General features: G+C 39.2%; 24 protein-coding genes. 11 read left to right on the top strand and 13 right to left on the bottom strand.

Annotation, left to right across the window (positions count from 1 at the left end; genetic code table 11):
- Positions 1–399: 399 nt before the first annotated feature.
- The 4 genes from ACSQ6I_RS25010 to ACSQ6I_RS25025 form a co-directional block, all read right to left on the bottom strand.
- Positions 400–1,560 (bottom strand): Fic family protein, encoded by a 1,161-nt coding sequence (locus tag ACSQ6I_RS25010; RefSeq protein ID WP_438892935.1) that lies wholly within the window; start codon positions 1,558–1,560, stop codon positions 400–402.
- 154 nt (positions 1,561–1,714) lie between these two features.
- Positions 1,715–2,725, bottom strand: a complete 1,011-nt coding sequence (locus ACSQ6I_RS25015; RefSeq protein ID WP_438892936.1) for a tRNA dihydrouridine synthase — start codon at positions 2,723–2,725, stop codon at positions 1,715–1,717.
- 142 nt (positions 2,726–2,867) lie between these two features.
- The gene (locus tag ACSQ6I_RS25020; RefSeq protein WP_438892937.1) at positions 2,868–3,191 is read right to left on the bottom strand and encodes a Txe/YoeB family addiction module toxin; all 324 of its coding nucleotides are present in this window, start codon (positions 3,189–3,191) and stop codon (positions 2,868–2,870) included.
- Positions 3,184–3,465 (bottom strand): type II toxin-antitoxin system Phd/YefM family antitoxin, encoded by a 282-nt coding sequence (locus ACSQ6I_RS25025; RefSeq protein ID WP_438892938.1) that lies wholly within the window; start codon positions 3,463–3,465, stop codon positions 3,184–3,186. The genes ACSQ6I_RS25020 and ACSQ6I_RS25025 overlap by 8 nt, the downstream gene beginning before the upstream one ends.
- Before the next feature lie 164 nt (positions 3,466–3,629).
- On the opposite strand from ACSQ6I_RS25025, the gene ACSQ6I_RS25030 reads away from it, so the two are divergent.
- Positions 3,630–4,391, top strand: coding sequence for a hypothetical protein (locus tag ACSQ6I_RS25030; protein ID WP_438892939.1), 762 nt, complete (start codon positions 3,630–3,632; stop codon positions 4,389–4,391).
- Positions 4,392–4,522: 131 nt separating this feature from the next.
- Positions 4,523–4,645 carry a hypothetical protein gene (locus tag ACSQ6I_RS25035; protein WP_438892940.1) on the top strand — a complete coding sequence of 41 codons (123 nt, stop codon included), beginning with the start codon at positions 4,523–4,525 and terminating at the stop codon, positions 4,643–4,645.
- Here ACSQ6I_RS25035 and ACSQ6I_RS25040 read toward each other — a convergent pair.
- Entirely contained in the window at positions 4,642–5,445 is an 804-nt protein-coding gene (locus tag ACSQ6I_RS25040; protein WP_438892941.1) for a DUF1963 domain-containing protein, read from the bottom strand. The two genes, ACSQ6I_RS25035 and ACSQ6I_RS25040, sit on opposite strands and share 4 nt — an antisense overlap.
- Positions 5,446–5,716: 271 nt before the next feature.
- On the opposite strand from ACSQ6I_RS25040, the gene ACSQ6I_RS25045 reads away from it, so the two are divergent.
- The 4 genes from ACSQ6I_RS25045 to ACSQ6I_RS25060 all read left to right on the top strand — a co-directional run bounded on the left by ACSQ6I_RS25045 (position 5,717) and on the right by ACSQ6I_RS25060 (position 8,706).
- On the top strand, positions 5,717–5,842 hold the full coding sequence (locus tag ACSQ6I_RS25045; protein ID WP_438892942.1) for a hypothetical protein: 126 nt from the start codon (positions 5,717–5,719) through the stop codon (positions 5,840–5,842).
- Between the two features lie 21 nt (positions 5,843–5,863).
- Positions 5,864–6,058, top strand: coding sequence for a heavy-metal-associated domain-containing protein (locus tag ACSQ6I_RS25050; protein WP_438892943.1), 195 nt, complete (start codon positions 5,864–5,866; stop codon positions 6,056–6,058).
- Positions 6,059–6,192: 134 nt separating this feature from the next.
- Complete coding sequence (locus ACSQ6I_RS25055; RefSeq protein ID WP_438892944.1) at positions 6,193–8,469, top strand: heavy metal translocating P-type ATPase; 2,277 nt, start codon at positions 6,193–6,195, stop codon at positions 8,467–8,469.
- The gene (locus tag ACSQ6I_RS25060) at positions 8,470–8,706 is read left to right on the top strand and encodes a hypothetical protein (RefSeq protein ID WP_438892945.1); all 237 of its coding nucleotides are present in this window, start codon (positions 8,470–8,472) and stop codon (positions 8,704–8,706) included. It abuts the gene before it with no gap.
- A 216-nt stretch (positions 8,707–8,922) separates the two neighbouring features.
- On the opposite strand, the gene ACSQ6I_RS25065 is transcribed toward ACSQ6I_RS25060, so the two are convergent.
- Entirely contained in the window at positions 8,923–9,822 is a 900-nt protein-coding gene (locus ACSQ6I_RS25065) for a hypothetical protein (RefSeq protein WP_438892946.1), read from the bottom strand.
- 498 nt (positions 9,823–10,320) lie between these two features.
- Positions 10,321–10,752 (bottom strand): heavy metal-responsive transcriptional regulator, encoded by a 432-nt coding sequence (locus ACSQ6I_RS25070; protein WP_438892947.1) that lies wholly within the window; start codon positions 10,750–10,752, stop codon positions 10,321–10,323.
- 177 nt (positions 10,753–10,929) lie between these two features.
- Here ACSQ6I_RS25070 and ACSQ6I_RS25075 point away from each other — a divergent pair, with 177 nt between their 5' ends.
- Positions 10,930–12,054, top strand: coding sequence for an aromatic ring-hydroxylating dioxygenase subunit alpha (locus tag ACSQ6I_RS25075; protein ID WP_438892948.1), 1,125 nt, complete (start codon positions 10,930–10,932; stop codon positions 12,052–12,054).
- An 871-nt stretch (positions 12,055–12,925) separates the two neighbouring features.
- Positions 12,926–13,297 carry a hypothetical protein gene (locus ACSQ6I_RS25080; RefSeq protein ID WP_438892949.1) on the top strand — a complete coding sequence of 124 codons (372 nt, stop codon included), beginning with the start codon at positions 12,926–12,928 and terminating at the stop codon, positions 13,295–13,297.
- 163 nt (positions 13,298–13,460) lie between these two features.
- On the opposite strand, the gene ACSQ6I_RS25085 is transcribed toward ACSQ6I_RS25080, so the two are convergent.
- Together ACSQ6I_RS25085 and ACSQ6I_RS25090 are read right to left on the bottom strand one after the other, a co-directional pair.
- A complete protein-coding gene (locus ACSQ6I_RS25085) occupies positions 13,461–16,133 on the bottom strand; it encodes a DEAD/DEAH box helicase (protein WP_438892950.1) in 2,673 nt (890 codons plus the stop codon).
- Between the two features lie 106 nt (positions 16,134–16,239).
- On the bottom strand, positions 16,240–16,860 hold the full coding sequence (locus ACSQ6I_RS25090; protein ID WP_438892951.1) for a type I restriction endonuclease: 621 nt from the start codon (positions 16,858–16,860) through the stop codon (positions 16,240–16,242).
- Between the two features lie 172 nt (positions 16,861–17,032).
- Between ACSQ6I_RS25090 and ACSQ6I_RS25095 the strand changes: the two genes are divergently transcribed.
- Genes ACSQ6I_RS25095 through ACSQ6I_RS25105 form a run of 3 tightly spaced genes read left to right on the top strand, consistent with a single transcriptional unit; the run spans position 17,033 to position 19,704 of the window.
- Positions 17,033–18,067 carry a restriction endonuclease gene (locus ACSQ6I_RS25095; protein WP_438892952.1) on the top strand — a complete coding sequence of 345 codons (1,035 nt, stop codon included), beginning with the start codon at positions 17,033–17,035 and terminating at the stop codon, positions 18,065–18,067.
- Positions 18,064–19,380, top strand: coding sequence for a DNA cytosine methyltransferase (locus tag ACSQ6I_RS25100; protein ID WP_438892953.1), 1,317 nt, complete (start codon positions 18,064–18,066; stop codon positions 19,378–19,380). Before ACSQ6I_RS25095 ends, ACSQ6I_RS25100 begins: the two co-directional genes overlap by 4 nt.
- 51 nt (positions 19,381–19,431) lie before the next feature.
- Positions 19,432–19,704: a DUF2281 domain-containing protein gene (locus ACSQ6I_RS25105; protein ID WP_438892954.1), complete on the top strand. Its 273-nt coding sequence runs from the start codon at positions 19,432–19,434 to the stop codon at positions 19,702–19,704.
- Positions 19,705–19,777: 73 nt separating this feature from the next.
- Here the strand turns inward: ACSQ6I_RS25105 and proC are convergent, their stop codons facing one another.
- The 4 genes from proC to pipX form a co-directional block, all read right to left on the bottom strand.
- Positions 19,778–20,590 (bottom strand): pyrroline-5-carboxylate reductase, encoded by an 813-nt coding sequence (gene proC, locus ACSQ6I_RS25110; protein ID WP_438892955.1) that lies wholly within the window; start codon positions 20,588–20,590, stop codon positions 19,778–19,780.
- A 132-nt stretch (positions 20,591–20,722) separates the two neighbouring features.
- The gene (locus ACSQ6I_RS25115; RefSeq protein ID WP_438892956.1) at positions 20,723–21,319 is read right to left on the bottom strand and encodes a cell division protein SepF; all 597 of its coding nucleotides are present in this window, start codon (positions 21,317–21,319) and stop codon (positions 20,723–20,725) included.
- Positions 21,320–21,674: 355 nt separating this feature from the next.
- Positions 21,675–22,343, bottom strand: a complete 669-nt coding sequence (locus ACSQ6I_RS25120) for a YggS family pyridoxal phosphate-dependent enzyme (RefSeq protein WP_438892957.1) — start codon at positions 22,341–22,343, stop codon at positions 21,675–21,677.
- The gene (gene pipX / locus ACSQ6I_RS25125) at positions 22,340–22,618 is read right to left on the bottom strand and encodes a transcriptional coactivator PipX (RefSeq protein WP_438892958.1); all 279 of its coding nucleotides are present in this window, start codon (positions 22,616–22,618) and stop codon (positions 22,340–22,342) included. The genes ACSQ6I_RS25120 and pipX overlap by 4 nt, the downstream gene beginning before the upstream one ends.
- Positions 22,619–23,072 lie beyond the last annotated feature (454 nt).

Below are 23,072 nucleotides of genomic sequence, written 5' to 3' on the forward strand. Positions count from 1 at the left end.
ATAAATTCAGGTATTTATTTATCTAATCAGTATTAGAAGGATAGCAAATTAAAGCAGTATAAAGGGGTGAAGCAGCAAGATTTAGGCTTCATTCTGTTACAGAAACAGATATTGTGAACTATCCTGTTCATCAGATGACATCTGAACTGCTACATCCCAATACATCAAAGATAAAGCGGCTAAGAATCTGCTCCGTTCACTAAAACATTATGGTTATCGGGACTTAAACCTTTTTAAGGAAGAAATAAGCTTCAAAACCTGGCGGGGTAAGGGAAATACATTAAATGCCCAAAAATGCCACCAAACCCAGATATACCAACAAACCAATCAAAACGATGTAAAATCCCTTTGGGATATACGTTTGAGGTTATTTTATCGGTGTTTTTTGCCTAAGTCCCATTATACGATAAGCCCAGATGTAACCTCATCTTGATTCAGGATATCAAGGTACTGTTTATAGATGTATACCTTATTCCTGGGCTTACCCGTTGCCTCAATTACAATCCCAAGCTGCTCAAGGTCTTGGATTGCACGCTTAACAGTTGGTTTAGTTGTTCCGCAAGCCTCTGCGGTTTCAGGAATTCGGATCGCGATTCTTTTCTTTAAGTAATCGTAGACTGTTAAGTTTGACTGCACTGCAACCGATTGGTAAATCGAGCCTTTCCGCGACTGCTCTACCACTTTTCGATCCCGCTCGAAGAGAGCAAGCAGCGCCCGGATCTTTTCCGTAGCTTGATGAGCTATAGTTGTGACACCTTCAAGAAAAAATACGAGCCACTCTTCCCAATTTCCTTGGGTTCTGACTTGTTGGAGAAGATGGTAGTATTCAGTGCGGTGCTGTTTAAAATAAAGGCTCACATAAAGCCACGGTCGTTCGAGAACCCCCTCGGCAACTAGCATAAGTGCTATGAGCATACGGCCTACTCGACCGTTACCGTCAAGAAAGGGATGAATTGTCTCAAACTGTGCGTGAGCAAGCCCAACCTTTAGTAAAACGGGGTACTCCGTAGAATGGAGAAATTTCTCGAACGCACTGAGTATTTCAGGTAGCTCATGTGGTGGTGGTGGCACAAAGACTGCATCACTTGGTTTGCTTCCACCAATCCAGTTCTGGGAACGCCTAAACTCTCCAGGTGCTTTTTTGTCGCCGCGCGTGCCGTGGACAAGTCGCTCATGTGACTCACGAATAAGACGTAGGCTGAGTGGCAGCGTTGAAAGCCTTTCAACACCGTATTTTAATGCACCAATGTAGTTAGAAACTTCTTGAACATCCTCCAATATAACACCCGGCGCTGCCTGATTCTCATGAAGAAGTAGATCGGTAATAGATGATTGAGTTCCCTCTATTTGACTTGATAAAACGGCTTCCTTTCGTATGTAGCTGTATAGAAGTTCTTCAGGTCCAGGAAGTAGTCTTCCAATACCATCAAGCCGACCTAATGCCAACCCCGCAGCTTCAATCTGTCGCTGAAGCGCAGAATCTACTAGGATTGATGGAATAGGAGGCAAGGGTGCAGGAATAAAAGCTGCGTAGGATGCTTCACCAGTACCCTGAGGCATCCATCGACCTGCTCTTTCTGACTGCTTAGTAAAGGATGACATACTTGTGAAAAAATTAGTAAATTAAACCGCCTTTCATTTTACTAGACGAAAGGCATTCGGAAACATAGAGGTAACACATCAAGCAAATGTAAAGACGTTTTATGGAACGTCTCTACAAGGGTTCTAGGGCTAAAGTTTTTGTTCCTTCAGTCAGGAGAATGCGATCGCACAGATCGAACAGTTCTACCTCAGTCTGCACCCGTCGCATCAGCCGCAGGAAATTACCTTCAGCGTCAACACTCAGCGCAATGTAGTTGAGGAACATTTTCAGGTAGCCTACCCGTGATCGCTCTGGTATGGTTGACACTATGGGAGTTTGCCATAAACGATCAATATACTTGCGTACCTCTACTAAAGGAACAGGTGTAATCTCCTCTCCTCGTAAAGCCTGGCGAATTTGATTAAAAAGCCAAGGATTCCCGATCGCCCAGCGTCCCACCATCACACCCGCCGCACCCGTTTGAGAAAGCACTTCCAAGGCAGTTGTCGCTGAGTTGATATTGCCATTAGCCAACACTGGACAATCAACCCGTCTCACCGCTTCCGCAATCAAATCATATTTAACTTCCCCGTGGTACATATCTTTCACCGTGCGACCATGCAAACTCAACAAATCAATGCTGTGGCGATTGATGATATCTAAAATTTCATAAAAGTTATCTGTATTTTCAAAGCCCACGCGCATCTTCACAGTTAAAGGTTTATCATTCACAGCAGCACGCAGTTCTCCCAATATCTGATCTACTTTTTCCGGTTCTCGCAGCAATCCACCCCCAACATTTTTGCGATAGATTCTCGGCGCTGGACAGCCCATGTTTAAGTCTACTCCCGCGATATTATATTTGCAGAGTTCCTTTGCTGTTCTCACTAAATCAGGAATGCTTTCGCCAATCATTTGAGCAAAAACGGGGCGACCCGTATCGTTTTCGGTGATTGCTGCCAAAATGTTACGATTGAGTCGTGAGGTATCATTGACGCGGAAATACTCGGTAAAGAAGTAGTCAGGACTGCCGTAATGGGCAATGACCTTCATAAACCAGAGGTTTGTCACATCCTGCATGGGCGCAAGAGCGGTGAATGCTAGGTCTGGCTGAAGCGATGGGGGGAGCGATACCTGGGACATAGAGAAGTTGATAAAAAATCAGTAATTCATAGGAGTTAAGCACGATTTACGGAGTAATTAACCGCAGAGGCGCAGAGAACACAGAGAAATGAGAGTTTGAGAGATATTTTGCGTAAGTGTTGAAGAATCTTATCTTTTGATTTTAATCTGATTCATAATGATAACGAGCTTGTAAAAAATACACTTTATTCTCTGTGACTTTATAAACTAAACGATGTTCTAAATCTATCCGTCGTGACCAAGTATCAGGAGCAATATATTTAAGAGGTTCAGGTTTACCTAAGCCTGTAAACGGTTGACCATCAAGAATATCCGCTACTAAATCTAGTATTTTATCCCCTTTTTTCTTATCATGATTATACCACCAAGCTAAATCTGCTTTAAAATCAGGACTGAAAACAGGAAAATAACCAGATAATTCTTTTTCTTCATTATGAGTATCTGGCTTTTTTTTCTTACTACTCAATTCCTAACTCCTCTTTTAATTCAGCCACTGTTTGAGGAGTTTCCATTGCTGTTTCACTCCATTCTAAAGCTCGAAATAAACGTTTAGCATTTTCAGGTGATCTCAATAAATAAACACACTCTAATAAACTGGAAAGTTCATCTTCGGCAATTAACGCCACATTTTTCTCATTACGACGTTTAATTACTATAATTTCCCGTTGGTCACACACCTGATCTAAGATAGTTGCTAAATTCAACCTTGCTTGAGAGTAAGTGGTTTCTTTGTTTAACATTCTCTTTTTTAAGAAGTTGTACAGTATTATTGTACAATGTTGTATTTTGGTTGTCAAAATGGTATTTATTGATACAATTAGGAAACTGGATAAATCAAAATAGACAGTCAAAACACGGAACTAATTAAAATAGCCTTTCTCAAAACAGAAAATAGAAAATAATTATGAGACCATTAATTTCTGAATTTTCTTACGGATATGCTTTGACTGAAGAAATAGTTTCTTATCATCGTCATAAAATGAAAGTTGCACCTGTTTTTCCATCACTGTATAAGGAAGGGAAAGACGGATATGGATACGATGTTAGTATTGACGTATTAGGTATTCCTATTTTTTTACAATTCAAATTATCTGATTATATGAAAGGACGTAAAAAAACTAAAGAAATTGAACACAAACTTTTTACAGGTTCTTTTTATCGAATGCACTTACGCTCTCGCGAAAAATCCAAACAACATGACTTACTATTAAAACTAGAAAAACAAAGGAATCATGTTTATTATGTAACACCTCTTTTCTATGAACTAAAAACACTTAATGAACTTTATATAAATAAAGAAATAGTAAAAAATCCTGCTTTTATTTCTCCAAGTTTGATAGGAGTGATTCCAGATAATGATGAACATCATATATCTTTTCAAGCGACTGGGAAGCAATTTTATATATTTTCCGAACCTAGAGAATTAGGCATATTACCTAGTTATGAGACAGTCTTTGAAGATTTAAATTTCACAGAATCAGAATATCCTTGGGATACAATTACCTCTGATATGATTAGGATTTTAAGAGATAGTGAAATTCTTAGTGATGAAAATTTCAGTTTACTAAGAGCAAGATTCAGAAACCAACCTCAAATACAACAAGTTGCTTATTTAGCTCAAGTTTTTTTTGAGAGTCAGCTATTTGTTGCAAATCGTTCCAATTAAACCACAAATTTTAGTAATCTCCACTCACAACCCCAACCCTACCATTGACTTGCACTTTCAGTTAGAGAGACGAGGATGACAAAGAGGGGGACGAAATGGAATGCTCAAGTTTCCACACAAAAAACTACCCCATGTCAGTCCCCCATCTTTATCGTCAACTGCAAGCGCAAGTAAGTCAATGGATTCATCCCCAAGACATGAGAAATGGAATTTTTGATTTTCATACCTCAAATTCAGCAACGCCTAATTTTTAAATAAACATGATCCGAAATTCAACTTTGCTAAAGTCCCGATTTCTTAAATCAGCATCTTCAATAAAAAAGTAAAAGAATTCGCCATTGCACGATGTTTGCCCAAGTTCTAGCAACAATCGACCCTTTACGCCTTCCGTGGCTGCACCAACGTCAAAACAAGACGTATCTGCAAATCCTCCCAGCTTATCGCCAGAGCAATCTTCGGTATACTCTAGACTAAATTCTTCATAGAGGTCTGTCAGTGCTTCAGGCGGCTGAATCTCCTCATAGCGAGGATACCAAAACAATTCCTGTGCAACTGAAAACTCTAATGCGTAAATTTCTGAATAGTCGCGGAGAGTATCTTCATTGTCGATAAAGCTAAAGTCGGTGACTAATTCACTGTCAATCTCCAAAACTTCTGGAAAATAGAGGACGCGACATACTTCTGGGCTGAGTTCAGACATTGCCGCGTCGTAACCCAGGTAAAATTGCAAAATTCCCTGCTGGGGAAAATCAAAGCCAGCAATTGGGGGTACATCTGCACAATTAACCTGCATCAGCAACGGCATAATTTCTCCGGTGACGCGATCGCATGGATGTTCGTAGTCTTTCGGCAGATAGGGATTTCCACCAATTTTGCTTTGCCAAAGTTTTAACGGATCTCCGGTGGAATCCTCCTTTAGCTGGCCAACCTCTTGGCTACTAATTTTGATATAAGGCAACAACTGTGACTCTATAAATGGCCGCAGTTCCTCAAATTCAGGGGGGAAATCGCGCAAAATTTGGGGAATATGGACTATATTTTCTGCATTCATCATTGTTTTTTGCGATCGCTCTCAATTTATAGACTCTTCTGCATAAACTTTTCTTGACTCTTCTTTGTCACGCTTATTTTCATCACTATTCATAGACAGAACCAAAAGGGTAAAGTTTTGTGTTTTTTACAAAAAATATCTAAAAAATTCTAGACTCTCTAGCCAACTAGAGGGTTTAGGATGAATATACAAAGAACTCTGAGCCGAAAATTTAGTAACAGGAAAACACAAATTACTGATTTTTGGCAGAAATGCTCTAAACATTTCTGAGCAGATGATAACCGAGAAAGCTTCTGAAAATGCTACTCAGCCACAAATTCGTGACTTATCTCAAGCTATCATCAAAACGCCAACTGACCAAATTGAAAAGTTACAGCAATTGTCTTCAGCTAAATCTTAATTTTTTCACTCATTTAAACCTATGACAATCAAACTTACAGTTCCGGGAATGGCTTGTTCAACTTGTGCAACTAATATTACCAATGCAGTTAAAGCTGTTGATGCAAATGCCACTGTTGACGCTGATCCAAAAACCAAGCTTGTAAATGTAGATACTCAAGCATCAGAAACAGCAATTAAGGAAGCTTTAGTTACTGCTGGTTATCCTCCTGCTTAACTAGTTCCGTGGGTTTAAGTCCCCCGGTTCTATAATCGGCAAGTTTTGTGTTGGGGTTAAATCCCCATTACAAAACTTAATTACGAATTACGAATTACGAATTACGAATTACGAATTATTTTAAAGGTTGGAATATGGATAATCTCACACTTAAACTGCGGGGCATGAGTTGTGCCTCCTGTGCTAACAACGTTGAACAAGCAATACTTTCTGTTTCTGGTGTAATTGATTGCAATGTTAACTTTGGAGCCGAACAAGCAACTATTAATTACGATTCTAACCGTACTAATTTAGCAGAAGTTCAAGCCGCTATTGAAGCTGCGGGTTATTCGTCTTTTTCGCTACAAGAACAACAAGATGAAGATGATATCCAAAAGGCAATTCAGTTAGCAGAACAACGAGAATTGAAACTTAAACTATGGATAGGAGGTATAGTTAGTACTTTTCTATTTGTGGGTTCTTTACCCATGATGACTGGGTTAAAAATGCCTTTTATTCCCGGTTTTCTTCATCATCCTTGGTTGCAATTAGTTTTAACTACACCTGTAGAATTTTGGTGTGGAGGGTCTTTTTTCCGCAATGCCTGGAAGTCTCTGAAACATCATACAGCAACGATGGATACATTAATTGCTTTGGGAACAGGTGCAGCTTATTTATATTCTTTATTTGTCACGCTTTTTCCTGGCTTTTTTATCGCCCAAGGTTTGCAACCTCATGTTTATTATGAAGTAGCAGCAATGGTGATCACTTTAATTCTTTTGGGACGATTTTTGGAACATCGCGCTAGGGGACAAACTTCGGAAGCTATCCGCAAATTGATGGGACTACAAGCAAGAACTGCCAAGGTGATCCGAGATGGGGTAGAAATGGATGTTCCTATTGGTGAGGTGAGAATTAATGATGAGATTTTAGTACGTCCTGGGGAAAAGATTCCTGTAGATGGGGAAGTGATTGATGGTGTTTCAACAGTAGATGAGGCAATGGTGACAGGTGAAAGTGTCGCTGTGAAAAAGCAACCAGGTGATGAGGTAATTGGGGCGACGATTAATAAAACTGGTAGTTTTAAGTTTAGAGCTACTAGGGTAGGTAAGGATACTTTTTTGGCGCAGATTGTCAAGTTGGTGCAAGAAGCACAAGGTTCAAAAGCACCGATTCAGCGGTTAGCAGACCAGGTAACAGGGTGGTTTGTGCCGGCTGTAATTGCGATCGCTATTTTTACTTTTGTCATCTGGTTTAATTTTATGGGTAACTTTACCCTGTCTATCATCACAATGGTAGGTGTGTTAATTATCGCTTGTCCTTGTGCTTTGGGTTTAGCTACCCCTACTTCTGTCATGGTAGGAACTGGTAAAGGTGCAGAAAATGGCATCTTAATTAAAGGTGCTGACAGTTTAGAATTAGCTCACAAAATTAAAACTATTGTTCTTGATAAAACGGGAACTTTAACTCAAGGTAAACCCACAGTTACAGATTTTATTACTGTTAAAGGTACAGATAATCATCATGAACTGGAATTATTACAGTTAGCTGCAACTGTAGAAAGAAATTCTGAACATCCCTTAGCCGAAGCAGTGGTACAATATGCCAAATCCCAAGAAGTGAATTTAGCAAATGTTCAGGATTTTGCCGCTATAGCTGGTTGTGGAGTCCAGGGAATTGTTAATGATCATCTGGTGCAAATTGGGACAGAACGCTGGTTAACAGAATTGGGGATTAATACAGTTTCTTTACAACAGTATCAAGTAGGTTGGGAATCTGGAGCTAAAACGGTAATTTTAATGGCTGTAGATGGGGAATTACAAGGAATAATGGGTATAGCTGATGCCCTCAAACCTTCTTCAGCCGCTGCTGTGCAAGCATTACAGAAATTAGGCTTAAAAGTGGTAATGTTAACTGGAGACAATCGCCTCACAGCCGAAGCGATCGCACATCAAGTTGGTATTACCCAAGTTTTTGCCCAAGTCCGTCCAGATCAAAAAGTGGCAATTGTGAAATCATTACAAAACCGGGGACTGGGGAATGAAAGCCCAAACCCTAAGAAAATCGTCGCTATGGTGGGGGATGGGATTAATGATGCACCAGCGTTAGCCCAAGCAGATGTAGGAATTGCCATTGGCACGGGGACAGATATTGCGATCGCTGCAAGTGATATTACTTTAATTTCTGGAGACCTACAAGGCATTGTCACCGCAATTCAACTCAGTCGCGCCACCATCAAAAATATCAAGCAAAATCTCTTCTTTGCTTTTATTTACAACATAATTGGTATTCCTGTTGCGGCTGGTATTCTCTACCCTATTTTTGGTTGGTTACTCAATCCCGTTATCGCTGGTGCAGCGATGGCTCTTTCTTCCGTTTCTGTAGTCACCAATGCTTTAAGATTGCGTAACTTTCAACCAGGAACTAAGTAAATGTTGAACAAAAAAAAGCTTTGGGTAAGTCTTATTTGTTTAGTATTATTGACATCAAGCCCAGCATCAGCCGAAATGGCAAATTCTCACTCAGAGCAAATTAATCAATTTCATCAAATTGAACAACCTTTAAGAGTGAAAGTTGCTGTTACAGTTGCAGGTTTAGCTTTAATTAGCATAGAGTTATGGTGGTTTATTTTCAGTAAATCAAAATCACCATCAAGTAAACATAATTAGTAATAAAAGTTTTCTCGCTCTCCATTGTATTCCTATAGCCGTATTTAGAGAACTCCACAAAAAAGATGATCCAATCTTGTGGGATGGGCATCCTGCCCGTCCTTGTATTATTAGCAGGCTTTTCGGCCTGCACCACAAGAAATTTTGGGATATTTTTTTATTTGGAAGTCTATTAGTGAAAATTGAGACAAAAAAAGGCTAAACCTAGAACTAAAATCAAGAATATCTAATTTGTAGCAACAGCCGATTAGATATTCTGGGGGGTTTAACTTTGTGAATACAGGAGGGATCTTGAACAAAACCAAATCCACTTTTGCCTGTAATCACTAACTCACTTTCTTTACCATAATAACCATACACCTCTTCATCAGATTGGCGATTAGGAGCCAATAACATCCTTAATTGCTTCTGCTTTTGAGAATTCTTAATCATGATATGTGGACCAGAATCTGCATCTACATCTGTAATGTAGAAATAGATAGTCATAAAGTTACAACCGGCAACATCATAATGAAAATTTGTGGGTGGATAAATTTTTTTAATCTCTGCTTCTGGTAACTCTGAAGCAAAACTCCAAGTTAGATGTTGCGTAATCAGCTTTGGCCAATATTTGAGATATTGCCTGACTATATTTAAAAGTACAGGATCATGAACAATTTGCTTAATGGCATCACAATTCATCACATTACTTACCAACCCTCGCATCACATACCGTCCATTTTTTAAGCAACCATTTTTTACATCGCATTCTAAAAACTCATCATCATGTTCTGGTTCAGTACAAAGTCTATTTGTAGCAAATTCATAAATTTCTTCAACCATATATTGAGGTAGTTGCAATCCCAAAAAAACAGACTGCTTTTCGATATCTGTCACAATTTCATTAACTGGAAGATTCTGAAATATGGAATTTTCTAGTATTTCTAATCGCTTTTTGCAACCATTAGGGTAAAAATTTTGTATTTGGTTTTGAAAAATACTATACGCCTTGCGAAAACAATAAAATCTTCCTAGACTTTGCCAATAACTTATTCCTACTCTTTTATGAAAGTCGTTTGTCAAATTAGTATTGCTTATTACATATTGCCGTGATAATCCATTGAATAGTTTTGTCATATTTATCAAATGCCAAACTAATATTGATTAATCTTTTTCTATGGGACTTCCAAATAAAAAAATCCCCAATTCGTAGGGTGGGTTAGCGCAGCGTAACCCACCATTATCCCTAAATTTATGGTGGGTTACGGACAAACTTCCTATAGCCTGCGTGGCATAGCCATAGCCACCCTACGATTTTTGGGTAATTTATTTTTTGGTGTTCCCTATTCCATGAGATGCCTGTAACTTAATAAATTAGAACACTATATAGAAGGGAGCAACCAAAATAATGAAAGATGATTTGAGGATTTTCTGATACCACGGTTTGATTTTTCCACAATTAGCAAGAGATTGCTATCTATCCCAGGGTAGTTGCCAACAGTTGGAAATGATATGTTTTCGCATTCACTACCCATATAATTGAATAAAGCGCATCTTCATAAAAGAACGAAATAACGCTCAAAATCTTGATTCAATGTACCTTAATACGACCTAACTCTGAGATTTTTCCAAAATTTAAATTGGATTTCTGTAATTATTTTGAATAATAGGACAAATAGTTTCCTGGGGTTGGCTTTCCATACTTTGCCAACCTGAAAGTAACCCAGTTATTTCTGAACGCAAAGTTAACAATTGTTCAATCTGATTATCAATTTGTAATACTTTTTCTTGCAACTTATCTTGAATTTCAACACAAGGGGGTTGTCCGTGGTCATAAACTTGTAGAATATCTCGAATTTCTTCCAAACTTAAACCCAGATGTTGCGCTCTTTTAATAAAAGCTAATCGAGTTAGTACATCTGCTGAAAACTGACGAAAGCCCCCTTCAGTACGTCCTGATGGTTTAATTAAACCCACGCTTTCGTAATAGCGAATTGTACGAATTGAAATACCACTTAGTTCTGTTACCTGACCAATTAAAAGTTGTTGTTTATCCTGGGTTAACATAACAGATTCCCAAATTATTGTTGTTATTATTATTACATAAATAAAAAAAGCTGTCTGGAGATTAAACTTTTAAAAATTATTTGCTTAAATGATTCTCCTAGTACTGAAAATAACTGTTTTGATCAGCTTGACATGATATCTCTAAATTAACCGCTTCACCGCAAGTGAAACCCTAAAATGAATGTCAACGCTGAGAACGTGAGCTACCCCCGGAAACTTAAAACTTTCAATAACCCAGAGCGTTTTATTGAAGGATGGTATTGGGTAATACCTTCTCGAAAGTTACGGGTTGGTGAAGTAAAACCTGTAACAATTTTGGGGAGAGAACTAGTTATTTATCGTGGTCAAGATAGACGAGCAGCTATCTTTGATGCTTACTGTCCACACATGGGCGCTCATCTGGCTGAAGGCAAAGTTGAGGGTAATGAACTACGATGTTTTTTTCACCATTGGCAATATGACTCTGAAGGTTTTTGTGTTCATATTCCTTGTTTAGATGAGCCGCTTCCTGTTAAGGCAAAAACTTGGCCTACTGCCGAAAAGTATGGAATGATTTGGGTGTGGACTGGAGAAACACCACAACAACCTTTACCCTTTATTCCAGAGTTAGAAATTGATGATTGTGAAAGCACTTTTGGGGCGCATTTTATAACTAACTGTCACCCTAATGTAGTGATGATCAATGCTATTGATGCTCAACACTTCAATACAGTTCACAAGCTGCCATCAAAATTTAATTTTGAAAAACAGGAACTGAATGAAAATGCGATTACTTTCAGCAGTAATACACAGGAAAGTTTAGAATCTTTTTTGATTAAACTGATCTATCCCTCCTATAAAAATCCTGTTACTTATAGTCTTTGTTATTGGTACGGAACTACTGGGATGGTGACAATTGGACCCGAATTCCTTCATTTCTATATTATGTTTAGCTTGCGCCTCATTGAAGGTGGAAAAGCTGAAGGACAGGCAATTTTTATTACTAAAAAAAGGCTAAGTATTTTTGGGAGGTTGTACAATAAATTTTTGCTGTGGCTGACGAAAATTTTTTCTCAGTACTTTATTAAGAATGACAGTAAAATTTTTGACACGATTCAGTTTAATTTAAAAACTCCTATCCAGACTGACCAATCAATTATGCAATTTATCAACCACCTGGAAAGACAGAAACCTCTGAAATGGGGAACTTGGAACTTAGAGCGATACCCTCGCTCAGATGAGTTATCACGTGATGGTGAAACACGAGATATAGACAAACGGGAAACCCGCGACAAATGGAATGATGAGCTAGTCAATGATTGAAAGATCAACTTTTTGGCAATAAAAATGAAGTGGCTTGGCCACTTCATCAATTCCCAGGTAGAACCTTTGGAATGAGTATAACGACTGTCCAAATTTAAAATCGTATAAATTAACACTAAATCTCTGGTTATATGATACAAACTAGAAAAAATTCTATAAATTAGGTACAAATTATATTCTATTTACAACCAAAAAAGTTGGTAAAGGTACAGCTTTAAGAAGTGAAAGCATCGAAATCGCGACCGTATTTTTGTATACTTCCATTTTGAGATTACTGAATAGCACGGAAAATGCAAATAAAGATTAAGCTTCCCCAGTTTGAAGACGTGGGGATTTCTGACCTTCGGGTTGGGAATAGAGAACAAAGAAATAACCCTGATTTTTTAGGGTTAAAAGTACTATTATTTTTTTATAAAAAGAGTGAAAAACCGGAATCTAGATTTTATCTCTAGAGAACTCAGTTGAACATATCCCAGAAAAAATAAAATCAATGAGGGGATTTTAAGTAACTGGACAAAATTAGTCTCACATTTTTAAGTCTGTATTGTTGATTGGATAAATCACAAATACAAATAAGATGTAAAAGTAATTTTTATTGACTACCCATGTTTTTTACCAAACCTTAACCTAAAATATACTTAATCCTAAATTTTATGAGATAGACTTATCGAGTTCAGCAAACAGAAAAGGCTATAAAAGCGGCAAAATTACGGAAACTATCAGCTGCACCATCAAGTATTCTAGGGCTTTTGCAAAGCTAATTATCATTAGCTAATTCCCATGTAGAGATATTGTATTGAACGTTTTTACATAGCGCCAAAAACAAAAAGAATAATTTTTTGTGCAAACCAAAAATTAGGAGTTCTAAATTATGTATATAGAGCCAAATATCACTGATCTAATATCTCTTAAACAAGAAATTCAAGGACTGACTTATTGGCGAACTGAAGATTTTTTTCCTTATAGTGAAGATTTGGAAGTTAGCCTTGGTGAAACTACTTTTATTTTAAACTATGTAGATTATAAAAATAACTTTGCAATTGCTAAAATTATCATTAAAGCTGCTAAAAAGGCAGGAATTACCCCCCAAGAGTATTTACAACAATTGAATAATTATGGAAATATTCTCTCTAAGCCCTTCTGTTTTTGGAAACAAGATCAATCAGGAAAATGGCAATATAAACTCACTAATACGTTAACGGAATTTGAAACTTTCATACCTTTTTCTTTAGCGTATGGATAAATTCATATATTCCCTTGCCCAATTATGCAATTTATTTTGCAACTGATTAAGGGAACTCCGAAAAATAAATTATTCAATTTCTGGAATCAAAATGACTTTTTCTCCCCCTGCTCCCTGCCCCCTGCCTGATCCTAACGACAATTTTTAACTCTAACCTGCTTAATTATTCCGTTCCCTCATTGACAGGGAACCTATCAATTAGCTGCATAGCCCGTTGAGCGTTTCGCCGCAAAGAGTCTTGCACATAGGGAACATGAGGAATTTGGGATAATAAATCCAATGTCCGGCGTAATAGCCTGACTACATCACCTTCATCCAAAGTGGTGTTTGCACATAGTTCTACCCATTCTTTTCCTAATGCCCACTGTTCGACAATGGCAATTAATTCAAACTCTAACCAAATAGGTAGGGCAACATTATAGCGTCGTTGTATTTGGAATAATTGGCGACGAATTCCGCGCAATTTTGCCAAAGCATCTGCGACTTCATTACTGAGGTCAAAGCGCACTTTGCTATCTGGGCGTGGGGTTTCTGTCACTAAAGCCGCAGCAGCAGCAGCTAAATGATGGGGATCTAAATTATCTAGTTCGCCACTAGCGATGACTAAACCTAACCACAATTCATTTTCACCCCGAATAGCGGCGGCCATTTGTCCCAATTGTGTGGGTACTAAGTTCTCTAACCCGCCAAATTGCTGCAAGATGTGAATTAAATTCAGAAATTCTTCCCAATGTCTTTGGGACTGTTGTTCTACTTGCCCTTGCACCTCTTCTAATTCTGCTTCTAATTCCACACAACGCGCTCTGCGTTTAAAGATAGTTCCCACATTCCCTGATTGATGTAAGGGGTGATTTTCTAATTGTGCTTGAACGGCGTTAACGCGGCTGAGTTGTTCAGATACTTCTGGAGGCATATACATAAACTCGCCGGGATCGGGTATGCTTTGTGCGATCGCTAATGTTTCTTCGCTACCACTAACACACTGTCCCCGTTTTATAGCCAATTCTGAAGGTGGTAAGATATCGGGCGATACCTCAACCCTTGGTAATTCAGCATATAAATCAACTACATCGGCAGTTGTGGCCACATACCAGCGGTTATCTTTCCCTAAACAGACGAAATAAGAAGTTTGACCAGGACTGGTTGCCTTCCCCACTAATATCGCTGTTATGGGTAAAGTTGCTGTCATGTTTTTGTCATTAAGACTCAACATTGTCCCAGATATGGCAAAATCCAACATCATCGACAGTTGTTCTTGTCTGTCTGCCTGTGCTTGTTCTTGCAGGGTTTTGAATATATGGCGTTCTACTTTCAGGCGTTGCCGTAATTTTTCATATAGCGCCAATTCATTTTCATCAATTTCAGCTAATTCTGCCTGGAGTTTAGCTAATTCTGCCTCTATTTCCCCAATTTCGTCGTACTCAGGTCTTAAATGCAAGGTCGCCATGTACTGCCCAAAACTGCGTTCTATCAGTTCTCTGGCTCGTTCTAAGGTGTGGGTTTGCAGTAGATTCAGCACCATCCCATAGCTAGGTGTAAACTGACTCACGAGAGGATCTGCTGGAGATGTAGCCAAATAGGCTGCTTCTTTTGCCCCTTCAAAGGGTGTTTGTACTGTCACCACATAACCTTGTAAATCCATGCCCCGGCGACCAGCCCGGCCTGACATTTGCAGGAATTCGGAAGCTTTCAACAGGCGGTGTCCGTTGTCAGTACGCTTGGAAAGGGTGGAAATAACTGTTGTCCGGGCGGGCATATTAATTCCCGCTGCGAGGGTTTCGGTAGCAAAGACGACTTTAATTAATCCCTGTTGAAATAGTTCTTCGACTAACCCTTTCCATGCTGGTAAAATCCCGGCATGGTGGGCAGCAACACCCCGGTACAGGGGGGCAATTTGTCCAGAACGTCCAGCGTCAGGGTTGCGGTTGAGAAAATCGTCAATTTGCCGTCGTAATATTTGGGATTCGTCATTATTTACTAGCCATAAATCACCTACTTCAGCTACGGCTTTATCACATCCCCGACGGCTGAAGATGAAATAAATAGCTGGGAGCATATCCCGCTGCTCTAGTTGACTGAGGGTATATATGATACTAGGCGCTTCTGGTCTACCACCTCTGCCCTTTTCTGGTTTGCCTTTTTTACCACGTTTAATGAGGCGGGGGTTAATTTTTGTATTGCTGTCATTGAGCAGGGGAAACAGCCCTTTGGGATTGCAATAGTGAAATTCTAAGGGAACTGGGCGAAAATCGGAGTAAATGAGGTCTGTGGGTCCATGAACACGATTCAGCCAGTCGGTAAGTTGGTCACTGTTGGCAACTGTGGCCGAAAGGGCGACTAGTTGCACTTCACGGGGACAGTAGATAATAGATTCTTCCCAAACTGTACCTCGTTGGCGATCGTTCATGTAGTGGCACTCATCTAGCACCACTGCCTCAACGTCTACTAAAGAAATACCGATTTGCCCAATGGGTGTGCCATAGAGCATATTGCGAAAAATTTCGGTGGTCATGACCAAAATAGGTGCATCCCTATTGATGGAAGCATCACCTGTTAATAGTCCGACCTGTTCAAACCCGAATTTTTCTCGAAAGTCACGTAATTTTTGATTCGATAACGCTTTGAGGGGAGTGGTGTAAAACACACGTTTCCCCCGCGCCAGGGCGCGATAAATGGCGTATTCCCCAATTAATGTTTTACCTGAACCCGTGGGCGCACAGACGACTACGGAGCGTCCAGCATTCAAGGAGGCGATCGCATCTAGCTGGAATTGATCCAGTTCAAAGGGAAATATTGACCCTAAGTCAATTTCTGAAGATGGGACAGGATAGTTCACTCAATCATCATTAGCAACCAGACTATCTACTATCATAACCTGATTAGTGATTTGCTACGTTGACAGCTAAAGCTGAGTTGTGGAGTAATTACTTAGTCTTTTTTAATTATTTTACTGTTTCTGCAATTTTGCGTAGGACTCGACAAGCACTTTCTAATTCGCTTTGGCTAGTCAGAGGGGCAAATACTCGTGAGATAGCATAGTGTTTATTTTCTAGCTTGACAAACACAATATCGTCACCATTGGTTAGCATTCCAAAATTAGGCACATCAACATTTGGACTGGCCATCAAGTAAGCCAGAGTTTGGGGCAATGCTGACCAAACTGATAACATGGTTTTTTTTGATTCTAAAACTATTATCCAAAGGCGATCGCTTAATACCAGCACATCTATTCGACCCTGTAGAGTTTCTTCGCTATCAGCTACTGTTATCTGCACAGATTCTTCAGCTCTGATGCGAAAAGGTGGATCGTATAAACCAGCAACGGTCAGCAATGGAGAAACGAGTAATAGCATCACCGTACTTTCCAGTAAATATCCGCCTGAACGGTGATAAATATAACGCTTCCATAAAATTTCTAGGTTGGTGCAGTCATTAGCGTTAATCTCAGGTAATTGATCATGCCATTCTGTAAAAAAATCCTGAGCTTGACTGCGACTCAAGCCAAATCTTTTTTCTGCTTCTGCGATCGTGGTGATAGTCTCAGTAACGGCTAGTCCTTGCATGGTGGATTTTTGTTACAGTATTTATATTTATATCGTCACTGCTAAGTTCCCAATTTCGACCTTCATAATTTCCGTTTTTGATAACCTCCAAAAACACAATAACAATTTTTGCTTATTCTCTTGTCAAAAGCTAAAATGCCTGTCATGTACAGTCAAAAAATTGTATTATTATATGACGAATTACGCTAGAGACATCATTACTTTACAGTCCTACGCCGCAATGTGGTGGCCTGAAAATTTAAAGGATAAAAATGCAACGATAAGTATTATTCCTAGATTACTTGAAACACAAGACGATTTCATTTCAATTTTACAATTGAGCAAAAAGACTCCTACACAAGTCTTCGACCTTGTGGAAGCAGCGAAGTTTCCCGCAAACTTATTCCTAAAGCACTTAGTCGTCATTTCAGACTATGGTGGTGAACCCATGAAAAAGCTAGGAAAAAGTTTCACAAATATTTTTACTAAAAGAGATCAGGCCGCTAAACCAGTAATGGATTATGTCTGGAAAGGGGCAAATTACCAATATGTTTTTGAGTCAATGCCCGTCAAAGGCGAATTAGATAATAAAAAGCTGAATATTGATGGAAAGGGGCTGCAATTGGATAAACCATTTGACGGACTTAAACGTGACATGACTATGATTTTGCTTTATGCCAGTACGTCTGAAGTTTCAGATTATGCTGGCTTAGATGTCTGTATTCTTGGTTCTTTACTTGGTGATGAGGTTGCATTAGAACATCATATAAAGCAAAACTATATAGTTGTTAGTCAAATAACACGCGGTGCAAATGCCAATTCATTAGGACAATTAGCACAACGTTATATTGTCGAGTACCTAAAAGAAAAATTGGGAGATGAATTTAATATTACCAGCAATGGGTCAATTATATTGCAGGGTTATGGTAAAACCACTGGAATGCCTTTTGATGTAGTTGTCACAAAAGCAGGTACAAAGGTTGGAATTGAAGTTAGTTTTCAAGTAACCACCAACAGCACAATAGAAAGAAAAGCAGCACAGGCATCTGAAAGGCAAGCTCTTATGAACACTGCTGGTCACAAAATAGCTTATGTAATTGATGGGGCTGGAAATTTTGAACGCTCTGCTGCTATCTCTACAATTTGCCAGCATAGCGATTGTACAGTTGCTTATTCTGATAGTGAGTTTGATGTTTTAGTTGATTTTTTGCGTGAGAGTTTGTCATGATTCGTTTTATTGATCTTTTTGCTGGTATTGGTGGAATGCGCCTCGGTTTTCAGCAGGCGTGTGATGTTTTGGGAATAGAATCTCAATGTGTACTTAGCTCTGAAATTGATAAAAAAGCTATTGAAACTTATAGACTAAACTTTGATGATCAACCTACTGGAGACATCCGAGAAATTGATCTAATACCTGAATTTGATTTTATGCTTGCTGGTTTTCCCTGCCAATCTTTCTCTTACGCTGGTAAACAACAAGGCTTTGGAGATACAAGAGGCACGCTCTTTTTTGAAATTGAAAGACTACTAAAAATTCATAAACCACAAGGTTTTCTGCTTGAAAATGTCCGTGGTTTAACAACACATGATCAGGGTAGAACCTTTAAAACAATTATTCATACTTTAGAACAACTTGGTTACGGTGTTCATTATCTTTTACTCAACAGTAGTAACTTTGGTGTACCGCAGAATCGTGTTCGTATATATATACTAGGGCTACTTGGGAAAAAGCCAGTAATTAAACTTATGTCAGATAGAGGTGCTACTGACTCCCATACTTTTAAGGAACAGCTATATCAGCTAAGTCTTTTTGCTGATAGTTATACAGTTGTTAAGGTTAAAGATATTCTAGAAAAAAAAGTTTCTGAAAATTATTATCTCTCACAAAAATTTGAACAGCAACTTTTTGATGCTGTAAATGGTCAATTTGAAAAGCTTCATGGTGTTCGTCTTATTGACTTTCGTGGGGGCAATTCTATCCATTCTTGGCATTTAGGTATTAAAGGCAAGTGTACAAAGGATGAACGTGATTTTATGGATGCCTTAATATCCCATAGAAGGCATAAAGAATTTGGTGTTCATCAAGATGGTAAAAGCTTAACTCTAGAACAAATCAAGACATTTTTTGATCATCAAAATATAGAAAATATTATTAATTCACTCATTGACAAAAAATATCTTAAAGAAATGAATGGAAGATATAATCCTGTGAGTGGAAATATGTCTTTTGAGGTGTTTAAGTTTCTCGATCCAGACAGTATTTCTATAACCCTAACATCATCAGATGCTAATAAGTTGGGTGTAGTCCAAAATGGGCGACCCAGAAGAATAACACCTCGTGAATGTGCAAGATTACAAGGCTTTCCAGAGTCTTATATTGTTCATCCAGATGATAGTTCAGCATACAAGCAGTTTGGTAATGCTGTTAGTGTGCCTGTAATTCAAGCAATTTTAGATGACTTCATAGCAAATAATAGTCTCACAAAAGTAATGTTCTATTCTCATGCGAACACTTACCTGACAATGAACAATAAACCTTGAAAGTGGGACGCAAGCGATGAATAATATAAGTAGCATTCCTTTAAAGAAGATATGGATACTTTAACCAAAAACCGAGAGCAGATTATCGAGTCAATTAAGACATTGCCAGAAGATTCCCTCGCTGAACTCATCAATTTTGTTGATTACCTGCGCTATAAAGCAACTGAACAACAGTCCCAAAAAACCAGTGCAAACTTTTTGCTTTCAGTTGCAGCCTTGGGAAATTCACTAAAAAAGGATGTTTCAGAGCGAGATGAAGAAATTCTGGCAAATGAAGTTGATCCTATTCGCGGTTGGAGTTTACATCGAAATGAGCAAGTATGACAGTTATACTTGATACTAGCCTTCTCTTTGCACTTGCAGATCAAAGTGATCGTAATTTAGAAAGTTCCCAGTCCTATTTACCCAGTTCCTGAGAACGAACTGTAGCAGCTTTGACAGCTTCAATTAAAGCGGAACGAAATCCAGCTTTTTCTAATTGACTAACTCCGGCTATTGTCGTCCCACCAGGACTGGTAACTCTGTCTTTGAGTTCTGCTGGGTGTAATTTAGTTTCTTCTAAAAGTTTGGCTGTTCCTAATACCGTATGCAAAGCTAATTGTTTAGCTACTACCCTCGGTAAACCTGCGGCTACTCCCCCATCTGATAACGCTTCTATCATCAACGCCACATAAGCCGGTCCACTACCAGATAAGCCTGTCACCGCATCCATGAGGGTTTCTGGAACTTCTACAACTTCTCCCACCGCTGAAAAAATCTGTTGTGCTGTTTGCTGGTGGATGGGGTGGGTATAAGCACCTAGACAAATTGCCGTTATGCCTGCGCCCACTGTAGCGGGAGTATTAGGCATAGCACGAATAACTGGCATTTGCGGAAAGGCGGCTTCTAGCTGCTTTAAAGGCACACCTGCCAAGATAGAAATGATCAGGGGATAATGTTCTATAGGTAATATATCTGCTAATTCTTGAGCGATCGCACTAAATACTTGGGGCTTGACTGCCAACATTACCGCTTCTTGAGCCTCAGCCAAAACCAAGCAATTATCCGTCGTCACACCTACATCATATTGCTGCTGCAAAAAACTCTGCCGAGAAACTTGAGGTTCACTAACTAGGATTTCTGAACCTTGATAAATCCCCAAAGCAATAAGGCGGGATAACAGAGCTTCTCCCATCACCCCGCCACCAATTAAGCCAAATTTAATAGTCATTCGTTAATAGTCATTGGTCATTAGTCATTGGTCATTAGTCATCCAGATCACGACAAATAACATAAATGCCGGAAAGGCAACTTGCCTAATGGTAGAACAAAGGGCAAAAGACTAATGACTAATTTAACTTCTTTATTGTGCCATCCGGTTAACTTCATTTCCCCAAGCTGAAGTTGTGCTTGCAGGACGAGAAGGACGGGCAACTGGTTGTGGTACTTCATGTAAAAAACCACCTTGAGTGCTGACTTGCACACAACTGGGCGTAAACAAAAATATACTTTCTCCAATCCGCTCTTGATGTCCATCTAGAGCATAAGTACCACCGGCAACAAAATCAACCGCCCGTTGAGCTTGATCCGGGTCCATGATTGTCAAATTTAAGACAACCGATTTACGCTCACGCAATGCTTGAATTGCCTGGGGCATTTCTTCAAAAGTACGTGGTTCAAGTACTAAAACTTCAGAAATTCCATTAATTGCGCCTGGCATACCAATTACGTTACTCATAGGCTTTGACCCTGCTGCGGCTACTTCATCCCCCATTGTAGGCACAGGTTCGCGCCAACGTCGATTGGGGGTAGCAGTAGTTTCTTGTGGTTCTGGTTGAGGATTTTCTTGCTGATACAGATTTTGGTAGCCATCGGTATCTGGCTCTTCTTCGTAGTACTCGTATTCTACTTGCTCATTCAACCCCACAAAATCCCTGAGTTTGGAAAATATATTGTTCATTGTGTACGCTCCCAGTGGAAATTACCTTAATTGATCTGGCTGTAAACTTTGGTAGCCAGTATAGTGGCTGCTGCCTTCAGCAATTCTATTGCTGGTTGTAGCCTCTAGTACAGGTTTTCATGAAGAAAACACTGTTCTAAAAAGGACTATACCTTATGTGGACATTTAATGAGTTAAAATTATATCCTAAGGTAGAAGCAACTGAAAGTTATTTCAATCTCAATTCTGTCTTACTAATTACATTTGTCAATACCCTGGTCATTAGACACGTATTCAAACGGAAGTTACTGAATTTGTTTAGATATGATTTGTCCATTGTTTTTGATACCCAACTCCAAGCTAGACGTAAACAATGTCAACCTCGTTTCCCAAACAATACGGTTCCTAATCTTACCATCGTTGCACCTGTTTGCACTGCTAATTCGTAATCCCCTGACATACCCATTGATAGATGCTGCATGGTTATGTTTGACCAGTTCTGTGATGCAATTTCTTGGGCTAGTTGATGAGTACGATCAAAAACTTTCAAAATTGCCTCATGATCCAAGCCACGGGGCGGAATTGTCATCAAACCTTGAATTTTTAAGTTCTGGCATTGGTTAAGTGCTTCCAAGTCAGGTAATAATTCTGGTATCATCCAACCAGACTTACTCGGATCGGGGAGAATTTTGACTTGTAGGCAAACCAATGGACTCACCCCTAATTGTTGCGCCAGAGTATCTAAACGCTGGGCTATCTGTAGATTATCGACGGAGTGTATCCAATCAAATAATTCCAAAGCTTTTTTAGCTTTATTGCTTTGTAAATTGCCAATAAAGTGCCAAGTAATATCCGGCAAATCTTGTAACTCGATTTGTTTACTGGCAGCTTCTTGGACACGACTTTCACCAAAATCACGAATTCCTGCGGCATAGGCATCCCGCATCAGTTCGGTTGGTACTAACTTGCTGACAGCAATCAACCGCACTGAAGGAGGAAGTGAGACGCGAATGTTAGCAATATGTTCACGAAGAGAACTATTCATTGGAAGGTGCGTTGGAAAACACTTTGAAGCTGCTCGTACTCCTGGGACTTGCCACTGCGACGCAAAGTACGTAAGCGATTTTCCAGCATCATTCTTGCTTCAGTCCGGCCAAGAGACTGAAATTTAATACCTTTAACGTCATTTGCTACCAAAAAAAATAAGCGTTGGGCATAAAGTGTAGTGAATAGATCTTGGTTTTCATCAACCATACAGATCTTATATAGCAAACCCCACGTTGGATGATTTATGTAAGTTTCTGAGTTATCTGGATTCATTTAATAGTCAAGGTTGGAGTATATATTCTTTATTTCGCAGCCAAACACAAGCATTCCGACGATAATAAATATTCTTTCGCCAAGAATTTTGCTGACAATGCGAAACTAACGACATTTTGCCAGGTTATGGCTTTGATGAAGACCTTGATCTAGTTTTTCATTGGCAGGTGAAGCAGTACCGAGGGAAAAACACAATCAAGAATATGTTTCTCAGTCCTGGATCATGCACAATTCATAGATTGTGCCGGATTAGGAACAGAAAGTGATTCCTTTGTTTGTTTACAGTTTACCAGGAGGAAAGCGATCGCTAAAGTTCCTCAGAGTTAAAACCAGCTTTCGGGCTTTTCATTGCACAAGCTTCTTTCCATCGTGCCATAATTCTTGCTTTATGGCGCAAATAGTAGTTAATTTCACAGCTTGATAGAATTGATTGCTAACGCTTCTGTACGCAACA

The organism is Anabaena sp. WFMT (assembly GCF_051781005.1).
Taxonomy (GTDB): Bacteria; Cyanobacteriota; Cyanobacteriia; order Cyanobacteriales; family Nostocaceae; genus Anabaena.